The organism is Streptomyces sp. NPDC020884 (assembly GCF_044333935.1).
Taxonomy (GTDB): Bacteria; Actinomycetota; Actinomycetes; order Streptomycetales; family Streptomycetaceae; genus Streptomyces.
Window position 1 is genome coordinate 119,585 of record NZ_JBIRRY010000010.1, and the last position, 14,587, is coordinate 134,171.

The 14,587-nt window shown below is 68.8% G+C and carries 14 protein-coding genes; 2 read left to right on the top strand and 12 right to left on the bottom strand.

Annotation, left to right across the window (positions count from 1 at the left end; all coding sequences use genetic code 11):
* Window positions 1–63 precede the first annotated feature (63 nt).
* The 5 genes from ligA to ACH4UK_RS28270 all read right to left on the bottom strand — a co-directional run bounded on the left by ligA (window position 64) and on the right by ACH4UK_RS28270 (window position 6,151).
* Window positions 64–2,100, bottom strand: coding sequence for an NAD-dependent DNA ligase LigA (gene ligA / locus ACH4UK_RS28250; protein ID WP_331759406.1), 2,037 nt, complete (start codon window positions 2,098–2,100; stop codon window positions 64–66).
* An 866-nt stretch (window positions 2,101–2,966) separates the two neighbouring features.
* Window positions 2,967–3,845 carry a hypothetical protein gene (locus ACH4UK_RS28255; protein ID WP_398360780.1) on the bottom strand — a complete coding sequence of 293 codons (879 nt, stop codon included), beginning with the start codon at window positions 3,843–3,845 and terminating at the stop codon, window positions 2,967–2,969.
* A 143-nt stretch (window positions 3,846–3,988) separates the two neighbouring features.
* Complete coding sequence (locus tag ACH4UK_RS28260; RefSeq protein WP_398360782.1) at window positions 3,989–4,120, bottom strand: hypothetical protein; 132 nt, start codon at window positions 4,118–4,120, stop codon at window positions 3,989–3,991.
* 649 nt (window positions 4,121–4,769) lie between these two features.
* Window positions 4,770–5,567, bottom strand: a complete 798-nt coding sequence (locus ACH4UK_RS28265; protein WP_331759398.1) for a hypothetical protein — start codon at window positions 5,565–5,567, stop codon at window positions 4,770–4,772.
* A gap of 227 nt (window positions 5,568–5,794) precedes the next feature.
* Complete coding sequence (locus ACH4UK_RS28270) at window positions 5,795–6,151, bottom strand: hypothetical protein (protein ID WP_331759396.1); 357 nt, start codon at window positions 6,149–6,151, stop codon at window positions 5,795–5,797.
* 324 nt (window positions 6,152–6,475) lie between these two features.
* Between ACH4UK_RS28270 and ACH4UK_RS28275 the strand changes: the two genes are divergently transcribed.
* Together ACH4UK_RS28275 and ACH4UK_RS28280 are read left to right on the top strand one after the other, a co-directional pair.
* Window positions 6,476–7,690: a recombinase family protein gene (locus tag ACH4UK_RS28275; protein ID WP_398360784.1), complete on the top strand. Its 1,215-nt coding sequence runs from the start codon at window positions 6,476–6,478 to the stop codon at window positions 7,688–7,690.
* The gene (locus ACH4UK_RS28280) at window positions 7,687–8,091 is read left to right on the top strand and encodes a hypothetical protein (RefSeq protein WP_398360786.1); all 405 of its coding nucleotides are present in this window, start codon (window positions 7,687–7,689) and stop codon (window positions 8,089–8,091) included. Before ACH4UK_RS28275 ends, ACH4UK_RS28280 begins: the two co-directional genes overlap by 4 nt.
* A gap of 180 nt (window positions 8,092–8,271) precedes the next feature.
* On the opposite strand, the gene ACH4UK_RS28285 is transcribed toward ACH4UK_RS28280, so the two are convergent.
* From ACH4UK_RS28285 to ACH4UK_RS28315, 7 genes are all read right to left on the bottom strand, one after another.
* Window positions 8,272–8,463 carry a hypothetical protein gene (locus tag ACH4UK_RS28285; protein WP_398360788.1) on the bottom strand — a complete coding sequence of 64 codons (192 nt, stop codon included), beginning with the start codon at window positions 8,461–8,463 and terminating at the stop codon, window positions 8,272–8,274.
* A gap of 562 nt (window positions 8,464–9,025) precedes the next feature.
* On the bottom strand, window positions 9,026–9,538 hold the full coding sequence (locus ACH4UK_RS28290; protein WP_331759389.1) for a hypothetical protein: 513 nt from the start codon (window positions 9,536–9,538) through the stop codon (window positions 9,026–9,028).
* Window positions 9,539–9,799: 261 nt separating this feature from the next.
* Window positions 9,800–10,747: a hypothetical protein gene (locus ACH4UK_RS28295; protein WP_331759387.1), complete on the bottom strand. Its 948-nt coding sequence runs from the start codon at window positions 10,745–10,747 to the stop codon at window positions 9,800–9,802.
* Window positions 10,748–10,959: 212 nt separating this feature from the next.
* Window positions 10,960–11,175 (bottom strand): hypothetical protein, encoded by a 216-nt coding sequence (locus ACH4UK_RS28300; RefSeq protein ID WP_398360790.1) that lies wholly within the window; start codon window positions 11,173–11,175, stop codon window positions 10,960–10,962.
* 54 nt (window positions 11,176–11,229) lie between these two features.
* A complete protein-coding gene (locus ACH4UK_RS28305; RefSeq protein WP_398360792.1) occupies window positions 11,230–11,742 on the bottom strand; it encodes a hypothetical protein in 513 nt (170 codons plus the stop codon).
* 65 nt (window positions 11,743–11,807) lie between these two features.
* Window positions 11,808–12,404, bottom strand: coding sequence for a DUF262 domain-containing protein (locus ACH4UK_RS28310; RefSeq protein ID WP_331759381.1), 597 nt, complete (start codon window positions 12,402–12,404; stop codon window positions 11,808–11,810).
* 159 nt (window positions 12,405–12,563) lie between these two features.
* Window positions 12,564–14,531 carry an ABC transporter ATP-binding protein gene (locus tag ACH4UK_RS28315; RefSeq protein ID WP_398360794.1) on the bottom strand — a complete coding sequence of 656 codons (1,968 nt, stop codon included), beginning with the start codon at window positions 14,529–14,531 and terminating at the stop codon, window positions 12,564–12,566.
* Window positions 14,532–14,587: the final 56 nt, after the last annotated feature.

Below are 14,587 nucleotides of genomic sequence, written 5' to 3' on the forward strand. Positions count from 1 at the left end.
GGAAGGAGGCGCGGAGCCCGACCTCAGTGAGGTCGGGCTCCGCTGCGTGCCTGACAGGTCGGGTCAGCCGGTGAACTGGGCGATCAGGATGGCGAACTCCTCCTCGCTCATCACCTCGATCTTGTGCTTCTCGGCCTTGGTGAGCTTCCCTCCGGCTCGCTCACCGACGACCAGCAGGTGGGTCTTGGAGGTCACGTCACGGCCGGGCTTGCCGCCTGCGTCCTTGATCAGCTGGTTCATCGCGACCCGGTCGTAGGCAGCGAGCGGTCCCGTCATCGTGCCGGTGACGACGACCGTCTTGCCTGTGAGCGGGCCGCTTGCGGGGGTGGACTGAGGGTCGGCAGCCAGGTTGACGCCTGCGGTGGTGAGCTTCTTGACCACCGCAGCGACCCGGGGGAGCTGCCGGGCGATCTGCTCGGCCTTCTTGACCCCGATGCCGTCCACTTCCATGAGCGCCTGGGCGTCGGCGGTGACGAAGGCGTCCATCGACCGGAAGTGGTCGGCGAGCCGTTCGGAGAGTTCCCTTCCGGTACCCGCGATGCCCAGCGCCGCCAGCACCTTCTCCAGCGGGCGGACCTTCGCCGCCGTGATCTGCTCCAGCAGGTTCGCCGCCTCACCGCTGCCCCGGGTGACCTCGGTCAGCCGGTCGAGGGTGAGATGGAAAAGGTCGCCGACATCGCGCACCAGACCAGCCTCGACGAGATTGCCGATTACCGACGGACCAAGGCCGTCGATGTCGAACTGCTCGCGCCCTGCGGCGTACAGCAGGGCAGCGGGTAGCCCGCAGGAGCCGCCGTTGTTCGCCGTCTCATTGCAGGTCCAGCGGCCCTTCTCGGTGTTGATCTTCCCGCCGCACACCGGGCAGGACGCGGGGAAGATGATCGTCTCCTCGGTCCCTGTGCGCAGGTGCGTCACCGGCCCGACCACCTGCGGGATGATGTCGTTCGCCTTCCGGACGTAGACCGCATCTCCCTTCATAAGGCCAATTCGATGGATATCGGAGGGGTTGTGCAGCGTGGCGGAGGTGACCATGCTGCCGTCGATCTCGACCGCCGCCAGCACGGCCCGGGGCGCGAGGATGCCGGTCTTGCCCACGGCCCAGACCACGTCCAGGAGCTTGGTCATCCGCTCCAGGCTGGGCAGCTTGTAGGCAACGCTGTAGTTGGGGTGCCGCGAACCGATACCTGCGGTGGTCTGTTCGGCTCGGCTGTTCGCGCGGATGACCACGCCGTCGATGTCGAACGGCAGGCTGGGACGCATCGCAGCGATCGCCGCGACCTGGTTCTGCACCTCGGCCATCGTCGAGGCGACGTGGGTCTTCGGCGGGGTGGCTTCCGTGGTCTGTATCCCCGTATCCGCGATCCACTTCATCAGGTCGGCGTGCGAGGTGTGGGCGAACACCTCGCCTCCCGGCAGTTCGACGGCCTGGAAGGCGAAGAACGTCATCTCCAGGGCATAGACCCTGTTCCTCGCCCGGATGGTGCCAGCGGCGGCGTTCCGGGCGTTGGCGAACGCGTCCCCGCCGTGCTCGGCGCGCACCTCCTTGGCCCGCTCGAACTGCTTGTGGGTGAACAGGATCTCTCCCCTGACCTCGAAGGTCAGCGGCCGGTCCAGCTGCTGGGGGAGACCGGTGATCGTGCCGATGGCATGGCTCCAGTCCTCACCGTGACGGCCGTCGCCGCGTCCGACGAGCTTGACCAGTCGACCGCTCTGGTACCGCGCGGCGACTGCGAAACCGTCCAGCTTCACGTCCACGACATAGCCGCCGGTGACCGGGCCGCCCAGACGCCGCTGGAGTGACGCCTCCCATGCCAGCAGCTTGGCGGGCGTGTTCACCTTGTCCAGGGACTGCATGGGCACCGTGTGCGCGACCTCGCCCGCAGGGACCGCCCCGTCGGCGACCTTGCCGGAGGGGGAGTTCGTAGCCATGTCCGCAGGGTGGTTCTCCTCCCATGCGGCCAGCTGGTCCCGCAGCCGGTCGAAGGTGGCGTCGTCCAGCGGGCTCTCGCCGGTCGCGTAGGCACGAGAGGCCTCCTGGATGGTGGCCACGGTCTGGTGGTAGGCAGCGGTGCTGCTGATCGTTGTCTCGATGACCGACATGGGCACGGACCTTTCTGGACGCGGTGCAGGACCCGTCCGGCAGTGCGTATCCAGCGCCGCACGGATCGTCCCTGCGGCGCTGGCGGGTGGGGTTGACGGGCTGAGCCTGCGCCCCTGATCGGCGTCGGGCCGAACGCTCGCGAATCTCGGCTCGAAAGACAGCACCCCCACGAAACGAACGCCGCTGTAAGCCTTCTCGCCAGCTCCGGTAAAACAGGAAGGTCAATGGCCGGCGCGGCGTCGCGCATCGCTGAGGATCTCGTCCCGCGCTGCATGCGCGTCCACCGCAGCCCGCAGCGCGTCCCACCAGGTGCTCGCGTACCGTTCCCGCTCTGTGGCTTCCGCCAGACGTTCTTCGGCCCTGGCCAGCCGGGAGGCGAGGGTCCTGCAGGTGCAGGCAGCGTCGGGGTCCATGATCCGGGCGAGACACCCGGGAAGCAGGCACAGTGCCCCGTCCGGGTCGGTCCACCAGCAGCAGCCCTGCGGAAGCTGCTCTGCAGGAACGGCGATGGGCGCCCCTCGATCTCCGGGTCTGCTCATCGCGGTGGGACGCCGAGGTTCAAGGCGGCAGTCAACGACGGTGGGAGCACGGGTCAACCTTCCGTGTGGCAGAGGCATCCGCCGGCCGACGGAGAGCCATAGTGGATCCGGTAACGGACAGTCCAGCCGCAGAGGCCGCAGAGCTGATCCGTTGCACGGCGTGGTCCGGCAGCGGAACTCCCGGTCTGCGCAAGGCACTGCCGAGACGAGCGGGTCCGGCCAGTTGCCAGTTGCCCGTCGCAGGGTGACAAGAGGGTCTTGCTCCGTTGCACGGACGCCGGGCCCCGGACTGCCGGAGCTGTCCGGGCCCGGCACGCAGGTTGCTTCTATACGGTCTCGCTGTCCCCATCGAAGAACGCGGCGGCGCGCCCCAGCACGTCCTTCTGGGTTTCGCTCAGCTCGTCGTTGACGTCGCCGTACGAGCCGAACAGCTCCACGGCGGTGTGCGCGAGAGCAACCAGGTCCCAGCCGTTGAACGTCTCCAGAAGAGACGCCAGAGCGTCCTCTCCGCCCTGAGGGCGGGGGGCCCGTGCGCGTGTGGCTTGGCGGGTGCAGGGTTGCCCGGTGCGGGCCTGGGCGCACTCCTCGGCATCGGCGTGCGGCAGGCACTCGGCGCAGGCCAGCGTGAAAGAGTCACAGATCCCGTGTTCACTGTCGAGACGCGCCGAGTGCCGCCACTGCGGCTGGTGGCAACGAGCGCACCCGCGCAGACGAAGGCGCCCGAGACCGTCTCGGAGCGCGGCGAGGACCTGGGCCATCTCGTCGATGCTCAGATCGAGGAACCGCAGGTCAGCCGTGCCGTCATCGCGGACGACCAGCAAGTCCTCGTCGTAGATATCGGTGTACGAGCCGGACGCTGCAGCCCGGGGTTCTTCGACATCTTCGCCGTCGGCATCGACCAGGACGAAATGCTCGCCGCCATGCAGGCTGGAGACGGCCGCGCCCCACAGATCCCAATGGAGCCCGGTGCCGTGAAGCGTGGCCCGCTCGGCGTAGTTGGCTACGAACACGTTCCCGCAGCCGCCATCGTTGAACGACAGGCCGCGTTGCTCCGCCGGCCCGCCTCGGAGAACGGCGACAAGGCCCGGGAAGGTGGCGGTCAGGTAGCTGGCGGCGTGCTGCTCGGCTTGTGCGAGCGAGGCGGCCCACGACTCGCGTGCGGGGGTTTTCGAGCTCGGGGAGGTGGGGGCGACGTCGTGTGGCATGGTGAACTCCGGCGTGACGGGCAAGTGGGACGTCCGCAGAATGCCGACGGACCACGACGGACTCCCAGCCGCCGCGAATCTTCGTCCTGACGGAGCTTGAAAGCTGGGGTTCACGCGGGTGGTGGATCGCCGACCATCTGCACCTACGTCGTGACCTGCCACTGCTGGAGGAAGAACGGGTCCGAGGGGGCGGCGTCCCTCAGCGACTGACCATCTGCGGAGAGCTCGTCCCGGGAGACCAGCATGGGGACGGCGCGGGTGTTGCCATTGGACAAGTGTGGGCAGAACTGCAGCGCCAAGTCCTTGCACTTGGCGTGCAACGCGGCTTGGAGTACTTGACCCCCAGGGGTGGCCAGTACCCACGCCTCCTCGGGCAGCTCATCGCCACACACCTGACAGAGCCACCGGCTGTGCGCCGCGGCGCAGCGTGCCCCATCGAGGGCGAACCAGAAGACGAAGTCCGCGGTCCGGGGAGCGACCCAGGGCACCGGCAGGCCCTTGTGGACTGGGCGGGGCAGTCCGGTCGGGTCCGAAGCAGCGAGCCCGGACTGTTGCAAAGCGCACCAAATAGGGACTTCCATGCCCAGCGCTGAGCACTGGACGTTGCCGCAGACGAAGCGGCGGATCTCCGCGTCGTGCTGAAGCGGCTCGGCACACTCTGCGCACGGCGGTGCAGGGAAACTCACAAGGCCATCCTCTCCGAAGGAACCTACGGGCGTCCCCGTGGGCCCCGAGCGGGTCCACGGCTGACGATCACGGATTCTCGGATGGGACGCAGCAGATCCGTGAGTGCCCGCGAGTCCTGCGAAGTCCGGTGAAGGCGGAGGGCGATAGCGCAGGGGCACAGCCCCTGGCCGTCGGACAGGCCGACGGCCCCAGGGCTTACACCGCCGCCCGCCTGGCAGTGACGGGCGGCAGAAGATCTCAGTCCAGGGTCTCCAACCAGGCAATCAGCCCTCGCTCGTACCGGTCACGGGCCGCGTCGGCGACGGCCCGTAGTGCGGCCAGACCCGGCACGTGGGCGTCTACGGCGTCGCGCATGAAGCCCGGCATTACGGCAGCAAGCTGCTCCTTGGTCCGGCCGGCGGCCAGCCCGGGGCCCCGCCGCTGGGCGCTGACGGCGAGCTCAGCGAGCTGCTCCGACGTCACTGTGGTCTGCACCGTGCTGACCGTGTCGCCAGGGCCCTTGTTCAGAATCTCGAGCGCGTGCGCCTTCCACAGCGTGACGCCGTGGCCCCGGAACTGCACTTTGCCGGATTCCCACCCGCAGGTACAGAGCAGACGAGCGTCGTCGTCGCTGTGGTGGTGCCAGTTCGGGATGTGCCTGCCCGACGTCCAGAGAGCGTACGCATGCTCGGGGCACGCATGACCGCTCAGTGGCCGGTGCTGGAGCCAGTCGGCACTTGACCAGTCCTCGCGTTCTGGAGGTGCACCGGAGAGGTAGGCGATCATGTCGAACTGGCGGAGGCAGCCAGGTATCAAACATGAGCGCAGGGGCACTCCGGTGCGCTCCCATTCCTGGTGAGCGAGCAGCATTTCCTGTGCGAGTACGTCAACGACGGCGGTAGCCAACACGTCGGCTTCACCCCCTGATAGGCGGATCGGCTGCTGCGCCGATGCCATCGCAAGAGCGTTGGGGCCGAGCCTGATGGCGATTGCACGGGCGGCTGCCGCGATGCGGGAGTGCAGCTCGTCGACGCGCTCCGGGCCGGTGAGGGGCATCTGGTCTCCATTCGGGGGCGGGTCGCATGGTGGCCGGAGAACCGGCCAAGTGGGGCAGGCAGCGCTCGGTGAGGCCCGTTGTCGAATCGACGCTCGGCGTGGGGCATGAGGGGAGGCCTCCTGACCTCTCGGTGGCCCGGGTGGACGCTGCCGGTTGGCGTCGTAGCCGTGTACTACGACCGCAGGCGCGAGTTTCGGGTCGATACGAGTCAGGTCGGGGTGACGACCTACGGCTGCGGATGGTCGGCGTTGGGAGCCGGGCAGGCTGGGACGGTGCACCAGTGCGAGCCGGCGAACGTGACACCGCCGTGCGTGACGATCGCCGCAGCAGCCAGCCCTCTCGCGAGTGCGTTGAACGCTTCGGCTGCCGCTCCTCGCTTCGGGGAGTGGAACTGGAGAACGTCACCCCTGGAGCCGACGACGCTGGCCGACCGGCTGGCGATGGCCACGAGCGCCTCAGTGGGGTGGTCACGGAGCTCGGCGATATGGAGGGGCACCGCAAGCCGCAGTGTCTCGACGAGGACGGCGTTTCCTGCGGCAGCGTTGTGGGTCGGCTCGGAGCGGCGTTCGGGACGGATGAGCATCGGCTTCCTCGGACTGGGGGCGTTGGGAAGGCCGATGTTGCGTGCACAGGGCTGGATCAACCGCACCGTCGCGAATCCCCTGACCATGGGGTCTTCTGGCGCCAACTGGAACTGGAAGCAGCGAGGTTGGGAAACGGTGGATGTCAGTGGGGCCCCATAGGGTTGAGGTATCGCGACTTCTTCCTGGCCTCCTCACTTCGAGGGGCAGCGATGAGCCTCATGCCGTGCTCGCGGTTATGGCCTTCTGCCTGCCATTCGGAGCCCGGCCGCGGTCAATCGCCACGGGTGAGGACGCTTCCACCTTCTCAGGACCCAGGAAGGGCCATGACTTTCCCATTCGGACCGCCCATCGACCTCAGCGACCTGTCCAACTTCGTACAGGTGGACGCGCGCCCCCGCCGGTCGGCCTTCGTCGGCCGGGTCTCCACCAAGGACAACCAGAACCCCAGCAGCTCTATACCCCGGCAGGTAGCCCTCACCGGCCAATGCCTCGAAGAGGGGGAAGAGTTCGTCGGCTTCTACTGGGACGTCGAGTCCGGGATGCTCCCTCCCGAGTCCCGGGGCCTCGCCCCGCAGGAGATGTACGACGCGCTGCGCGTCCCGACCCGTCGAGACGGCGGCCTCCAAGACCTCCTCAACCACGCCGAGCCGATGGGCATCACCCACGTCCTGGCCGAGAGGGCCGACCGTGTCGCGCGAGCCATGCTCACCAGCCTCAACACCGAGCACCAGCTCCAGAAGACCGGGGTGGAGGTGGTGTACGCCAACGAACCGCAGGGCGGGACCGAATCCGGCCGGCTGCGCACCCGCCGCTACGGACAAGTCGAGGCGGAGGTGTACCGGACGGTCATGCTGGAGATGTCCATGGGCGGGCAGTTCCAGCACGCCCTTGGCGGATGGAACCACGGCTATCCGCCCTACCCCTACGTCGCGGTCGTCGACGAGAACGCACCGCCGCCGCCACGGGGCCGGTTCGGAGAGGCGCGGCCGAAGAAGAAGCTCGCCCCGCACCCGGACCCGCGACGCTTCGACGCCTCTCGGGAGCTGTGCCGCCTGCGGCGAGAGGAGCACCTGAAGTCGGGCGACATCATCGCGACTCTGTCGGCCGATCCGGAGCGATACCCGATCGAGGGCAGGTGGACGTACAACCTCGTCGAGGGCCTGATCGCGAACCCGAAGCTCACCGGCTACCAGGTCTACAACAGGAAGGCGTCCCGGACCGGACGGCCAGGCTTTTCCCAGTGGAATCCGATCTCGAAGTGGGTGTGGTCGCCGGGCCCCGTGCATGAGCCCGTGGTGAGCCTCAAGGAGTGGAAACACGCCCAGGAGGTGACCGCCGGGCTCCGGGCGGGCACGGAGGGCGGTCCGCTGCTGCGCATCCAGGCCACCGCTCGGCGACAAGGTCTGACCGTCACGAAGGTCGACAGCACCAGCAGCCACACGCTGTACAGGATCGGCACCCGGCAGGTCGTCCTGCCCACCCCTATCCCGGACGCGGTCGCTCAGCAGATCATCGAGGACCTGGAGCGTGCGGCGTGAGCGGGGTCATCGAGTGCCAGGCCAGTCGGCGTGGCCGGCTGTGGGTGGCGCACGAGCGTGAGCACGCCGTGTACGGGAGCGGGCGGACGCTGCGGCTGGTCCGCGCGAGCGTCGAAAGTGGTCTCGCGCTTGTCGGCGTGACCGCCGAGGTGAAGATCATCCCAGTGACGCCGGAACTGGAGAAACTGCGTGACGCTGAGGAGACCCGTGCGACGGCCTTGGCGAAGGCGGTGGAGAGCCTGGCTCTGCGGCGGACATCCCTGAGCGATATCGCCATGGCGACCGGGGTATCCGTCAAGCAGGTGAGGCTGCTCCTCGCCACACCAACTGGCCATTCGAGGACTCATGCGGATCCCGACTCCGTCCCCGCTGAGGTGTGCTCGCCCTCCGCCCTGCCGTGATGTGAGGAGAGCACGTTGTGGGTGATCGGCCCTCCCTTGGGCAGCGAGCGTCAGCCCATTACTGCAGCTCTGAGGCCTCCTGGGGCCGGGGAGCTAGTCCAGAGCCCTCGATGCGGGCACCCGTGTACGCCGGACAGGGCCCAGGACGTGCATCCTGAGCCCTGCCCGATGAACGACGGTTCAGCACCCGGTGCGCAGCGGGGTGAAGGAGAGCTTGCGGCCCTCCTTGGTGTCGGCGGCCGTGCTGTGCGTAGAGGAGTCGACCTCGAACCAGACGTCATCCCTAGTGGCATCGCCATCGACGTCGTCGAGCTCGACGCACCACCGTGGTTGCCGGGTGACCCGGTCGTAGGACTCCGTGCCCTTCTGCACCTTTGTGCATGACCGTGTCGGTTCGGTCGTGTACCAGGTTCGCGTCTTTCCCCGCGACGTTGAGGTGTGCTTCACCCGCTTGGTGCCGTTGGTGCACTGCTCGACCATCCTGGGGCGGGTGTCGCGGACGGTCTTCTTCGGGACGAAGCGAAGGTCATCGCGCAGTCCGGAAACGGAACTGTCGGTGGAGCTGGCGCACGCACTGAGCGCGCTGATGAGGAGGGCGGCAGCGAGCGGTGCCAGAAGGGCCGTGCGGGCTTGGCGAGACATTGACTTCCGCCTCTCGTTGGTAGCGGAACGGGCTGGTATGGGCACGAAGAACTGCTCCTGTCTTCCAGACGTCGTCAACGGGGAGTGCCAGCGCGCCTTGGCAGCGCTGATAGAGCAGAGGATCTCCGACGAGGGTGGTGGCGCCGACTGCTGGCGAATTCCTCCCGAACCGCTCCCGTTCTGAGCAGTCCTGATCGCCTACCGAACGGACAGCTCAGCCGGGTTCGGAGTGACGAGCGGGGCGCCCGCGGAGCCCTGCGATTCGTGGCCGGGGTTCCATGGAGTTGGGGTCTCACGCTCGGTCGGTTCGGGTGGGCTCAGGGTCTGCAGGGGGCCGGCCGCACAGGCCGCGCTTTGTGTAGCCGAGGCCCACGGCGCCGCATCTGCATGGAGGGGAGAGGTCGTCCAGCGCAGGTGGGAAGAACTCGGCCCAGGCCAGCAGCGATGCCGTCCACCGGCTGTCGAGGAGAGCGAGTGCTTCGCTCCTGGTTGCTGGCCGTCCTTCGTGTCGCCCGGTGATGACGTACGCAAGCCCCTGGCGGGCGACGTCCACGAGCATCTCGCGCTGTCCGCATGACCGGCCAGCGGGAATGTCCGCCGCCAGGCTCAGGCTCCGGTAGCCCTCCATGAGGTAGCGGCGCTCGTCTACTTCGCATGTGTCCAAGACGGCAAGGAGGTCGTCCGCAAGGCGGTTGATGTACACCGTGGTGTACGAACCGGCGTCGCCGCCGGTGTGCGTCGCGCGGGCGCCGAAGACGAGGCATGCCCGCATGAGGAGATCGTTGAGTGCCTCATCATCTGTCACGCCGGAGACCGTAGGCCCGACAGCGGACAGTCGTACTCGCCGAGACCTCCCTGAGTCCCATCCGAAAGGAAGCGTCCTGGAGCCTGGATGAACAGGACCTGCGAACCACCCGGTCGGCAGGCGTTGCACCGCCGTAGCGGTGCAACTGGGAGAGTTCTATCCCGATGTGGCTGCCTGTCTACAGATCCGGGGGGCGCACGCCGCATCCGCTGAGGCGGTGCTCACCGGGGCGTCGACGTCGCCCCGGTGAGCCGTACTAGATCAGGGCAAGCAGAGGCCGGTGTGGTCGACAGGCTGCGTGCACCCGTCCGTGCACTGGTGCCCGGCGGCTGCCTGGGTGGTCCTCATCGCTTCGTGGCAGTCGGGGCACAAGGCTGGGGTCCCCGGCCAGTCGGTGGCCCGCGCGAGGAACGCCACGGCGCCGCAGCGCTGGCAGGTGTCGCCGCTGGTGCGTAGCCAGGAGGTGTGCAGGTAGGTGTAGACGGTGTTCGGCGGTGGAGTGCCGTGGGTACGAATGTGTCCGCTCTGGTCGAGGGCACTCAGCTTGTCAGCGGGGACGATGGCGTGGTGCAGGCGGCGGTCGCCGAGGACGCCCACCCAGGTCAGTTCTGAGACGCCGAGCGCGGCGAGCGCGTCTTCGGTGCCTTGCATGCTGCCGGGGTAGATGACGGAGGCCTCGGCCAACCGGGGTGCGTACACCGCTCCGTTGGAGGTCCGCCAGACTCCGCGCTCGTCTCGCCAGAAGGTGGGCACCCGTCCGCTGGCCAGGCAGTCGTCCATCCAGCCAGCCACGATGAACTGCATCACGCCGGATGGCAGCCCTCGGCTGCCGCTGCGCCTGGTGCCGTCAATGATCAGGTCATGGGTGATGCCCCACACACGGCGGCGTGCTTGGTGCTCGGCTACGACGCTGAAGTCCCCGTCCTCAAGGCCGTACGCAGCGGCGTACGCCGCTTCCCAGTTGATCGTCGAGGCGCCGTCGGAGAGCTGATCGAGTGCCGCCGTCAACTGCTTCGTCAGAAGGCCGGCATCAAGCAGGGCTCCCGCGTCTTCCTCGCTGATGCCCAGGGCGTCGCGGGCGATGTCGAGGAGGTGGTCCGCGTGGCCGGTTCGGGGCAGTTGGGCGGATAGCCAGGTTTGGAGGTTCTGCGGGGCGGGGTGCGCGGTGAGCTGATCGCGGAGGCGACGAGCGAGGTCGTTGAGAGGCATGACCGCAAGAAACCGCGCCTCAGGGCCGTGTGTCGCTTCATCGCGAATCCGAGAAGTGGTGGCTTACCGGCACCTCTGCGCTCGCGGGCAGAGACACCCGAGGGCCGAGCCGCCACCTCACCTCACGGGGAGGCGAGTGCCTGACCAGACGGAAGATGTCAGTGCCCAGGTCACAGCCGCGCCGACTACGTCCGCGCGGCCTCCGGCCTTGATCATTGTCCGGCCGCCGCTCCAGTCGCCCCACCGGGGATCAGTCCCGCGTTGATCGCCGACTCCAAATAGTTGCGGGCGTCGGGCAGGGCGGCGACCCGGTCTTCGTCGGTCAGCTCCTCCCATGTTGGAAGGTGGGTGCAGTCGTGGGCGAACTGCTGACGGGCCTTGGCCAGGGCTAGTACGCGGGGATCGTCGAGCGGAATCTGGGGCAACACGGTGCTCTCCTCGGAATGGCGACCCTGCGATGCTGAAGTCATCGGTGCTGTCCGTCAACACTGGGGTGAAGGGCCAGGCGGAGTAGCCTGCCCGCCCTGCGCGTCGTGCTCGGGAATGAGACCGGGGGGAGCGTTCGCGGTCATGGCGAGCGAGGTGCAGCTCCATGCGCCTCGGAGCCACGCGTCCGCATCAGGTGCGGGCAAGCACACCACGTCGGTGAGGCCGGACAGTTCGACACCGCGTAGATGAGTTTCCCACACCTGCCGGCATGCGATCGCGGCTGCGACAGAGTCGGCCGGCAGGTCTGGGCTGGGGCGATACCACAGGCGCGCGAAGTACATCACCAGGTCGGCGGCCGCGCCAGCCATGCCTTGGCGCTCTCCCAACTCGGCGGCCCAAGAAGCGATGTCGTCCGCAACGTCACTCTTCCCGACGAGGGCGGCCGCGGGGCCGGGCAGGTAGACCACGGTGTCGGCGAGGCGCTGGCCGAGGCTGCCGACGTCGGCTCCTGGCACCGTGCTGGCGGTGACGAGCAGCAGGGCCTCGGCCGGGCCGGTCGCTTCCATGGCCGCAACTCTAGGGCCCTGCTGCGGGCTGCATGGCCCCAATGCGCGGTTCTGTCGGGAGGAATCTACGGCTTCGTCTCGGCGATCTTCCGGGCGCGCTGCATCTCCTGGTCGGTGTGGGGCGTGCCGCCGCCGTTGACGAGCAGGTACATGGCGGCCTCGTCATTGATCGTCCCGGCCGTCCGGAACTCGGCGACCTGGAACTGGGTGCGGCGGTCGAACTTCAGCCGTTCGGGCTCGCACAACCCGCTATAGCGGACGTACGGGCCATCTTCGGTCAGCTCTGTCTGCTCCACCACCGCAGGGTCGAACCAGGAGGCGGGAACAGCGAACTGTCCGGTGAACCACAGCTGCGCTGTCAGGATGCGCTGCTTCCCGTCGACGGCAGCCCATACCGCCGTCCCGGCCGTGTACACGTCCCCCATGGCGGCAGCCCAGTTCGGGTTGTCGCGGTCACTGATGATGATCACACCAGTCGGCAGGCCGATCATCCAGGAACGGACGAGTGCCACCCGCTGGTCCTCCGTCCAGACACTGCCCCGCTGGTAGGGAGGACCCACGTCCAGCTGCCCTTCCTCGACCTGGCGAACGAGGTCGTGAGCCCCGCGGGCCCTCGGGTTCAGGGTGGTGTGCTCGATGTGGGTGGGCGTCTGCCGAGTCATGTGAATGAGGTTCCTTCGCTCCTAGGGACGGGGTGCTCGGAGGAGTGAAGCCGTCCTTGCCCGCCGCGCTGGAGCAGCGGCGAATCCTGCCTCCCGCTACCCCTCGATCCGGTAGTCACCGTCCTCGATCAGGCCCTCGTGGGCGAGTCCGTCGCGGGTTCACCCTTGGGGCTGACCGACGTAGGTCTGCGCTTGTTTGCGCCACAGGGTGGCGTACTCGCCGTCGGCTGCGAGGAGCGAGTCGTGGGTGCCTTCCTCCAGGAGGCGTCCGCCGTCCAGGACGATGATGCGGTCGGCGGCCCGGGTGGAGCCGAGGCGGTGGGTGATCAGAATGACGCTGCGGCCTTCGCTCAGAGTGCGGATGCGGTCGTAGACGGCTTCCTCCGCGCGGGGGTCGAGCGCGGAGGTCGGCTCGTCGCAGATCAGGACGGGTGCGTTCTTGCGGTGGAAGGCTCGGGCGCCGGCGAGGCGCTGCCATTGGCCGCCGGACAGGTCGCGTCCGCCCCACTGGGAGGGGGCGAGGTTGGTGTCGAGACCGTCGGACAGGCCGGCGATGACGTCATCGGCTCCGGACGCGCGGGCTGCGGCCATCACGGTCTCGTCGTCCCCGTCGCCTTGGCCGAGGGTGATGTTGTCGCGGGCGGATACCTGCCAGCGGGCGATGTCCTGGGGCAGCAGCGCGAGACGTGACCAGACCTGTTCGGGGTCGGCTGTGGCCAGGTCCACGTCGTCCCAGGTGACGGTGCCGGTGGTGGGGGTGTAGAGGCCAGCAAGGAGTTTGGCGAGGGTGGACTTGCCCGCGCCGTTCGCGCCCACGATCGCCAGGACCTCGCCGCGGCGCACGGTGACGCTGATGTCCTCCAGAACGGGCTGTCCGCTGCCGGGGTAGCGGAAGGTGACGTTGCGCGCGGCGATGACGGACGGCCGGTCGGGGACGGGGGCGGGGGCGGCGGGGAGCTGGGCGCGGTGCTGGGCGTCGGTGAGGAAGGCGGACCAGTCGCCGAGGTAGAGGCCAGTCTTGTAGGTGGAGTTGATGCCGGTGACCAGTTGGCCCAGGAGCAGGCGGCAGGTCTGGACGGCGATGAACGCGGTGCCCGCCGCGGCGGCGGGGATGTGCCCGCGGAGCACCAGTGCGAGCAGGGCGCCGTAGACGACCAGGGCGGCGCCTCCGGCCATCGTGTCGCCGAGGAGCTGGTAGCGGGCGGTGGTGCGGCCGATGTGGGCGGCGTGCTCGGTGAGCCGGTCGGTGACCGTGGTGAACTGCCCGAGGAGCCAGCTGCGCATGGTGTTGGCCCGTACGTCGAGGGCGGTGGCGCGGCCGGCGGTGCAGTAGATGAGGTTGTGGCGCAGGCGGCGGTCGGAGAGGGTGTGCCGCTCGGCGAGGTGGGCGGCGCGGGCACCGCGGACAGCGGCTGCGCCGCGCGGGATCACCGCGAGGAGCAGGAGCGGAAGAAGTACGGGGTGGAGGGCGGTGAGGATGCCGGCGGCGGCGAGGAGGCCGAGGAGGGCCGCGGTCAGGGCGGTAATCGCGTCGATCATCAAGTGGGCGTCCTTGGAAGCCCGGTTGGCGGCTTCGCTGTGGTCGCACCAGGCCGGGTCGTCGTAGGCGGCGAGCGGGACGCGGGTGGCGGCGTTGAGATAGCGCAGTTCGGCGATCGCATCGACGCGGGGGCCGATGCGGGCGGTGACGGCCAGGGTGGTGGCGGCGACCAGGGAGCGGCCGGCGGCGGCGCCGCCGATCAGCGCGAGGGAGGGCAGCGCCGTCTGGATGCGGTCGGCGGTCGGCCCGGTGGCGAGCAGCGGGGCCAGGGCGCCGCGGGTGGCGTAGAGGCCGATAGCGGTGATGGCGCCGGTGGCCAGCTGCAGCATGGCGGTGAGCAGGACGGCGCGGCGGTCGGCGTCCCAGGCCAGGCGGAGCGCGGTCGCGGCCAGGGCGGGCAGGCGCCGGGTGATGGTGGTGAAGTCGTCGGCGAGGGCGTTGTCGTGGCGCTCGGCGCTGACCGTGTATTGCGGGATGGGCTCACCACCGCCTGGGCGGCGGCGCGGCCACGGCAGCCGGAGCCGTCGCCCCGGTGCGGGGGTCGTGAGGGTCGCGCGGGTGGCGCTGCGGTGCGCTGTCTCTGTCACATCCTGGGCAACGCCTCACCCATACGGGTGGTTGTGGTGGCGAAGGGTGGCGAATT

Coding starts and splice junctions, on each gene's coding strand:
- ligA (WP_331759406.1), bottom strand. CDS start 2,100: ATGTCGGTCATCGAGACAACGATCAGCAGCACCGCTGCCTACCACCAG.
- ACH4UK_RS28255 (WP_398360780.1), bottom strand. CDS start 3,845: ATGCCACACGACGTCGCCCCCACCTCCCCGAGCTCGAAAACCCCCGCA.
- ACH4UK_RS28265 (WP_331759398.1), bottom strand. CDS start 5,567: ATGCCCCTCACCGGCCCGGAGCGCGTCGACGAGCTGCACTCCCGCATC.
- ACH4UK_RS28270 (WP_331759396.1), bottom strand. CDS start 6,151: ATGCTCATCCGTCCCGAACGCCGCTCCGAGCCGACCCACAACGCTGCC.
- ACH4UK_RS28275 (WP_398360784.1), top strand. CDS start 6,476: ATGACTTTCCCATTCGGACCGCCCATCGACCTCAGCGACCTGTCCAAC.
- ACH4UK_RS28295 (WP_331759387.1), bottom strand. CDS start 10,747: ATGCCTCTCAACGACCTCGCTCGTCGCCTCCGCGATCAGCTCACCGCG.
- ACH4UK_RS28305 (WP_398360792.1), bottom strand. CDS start 11,742: ATGGAAGCGACCGGCCCGGCCGAGGCCCTGCTGCTCGTCACCGCCAGC.
- ACH4UK_RS28310 (WP_331759381.1), bottom strand. CDS start 12,404: ATGACTCGGCAGACGCCCACCCACATCGAGCACACCACCCTGAACCCG.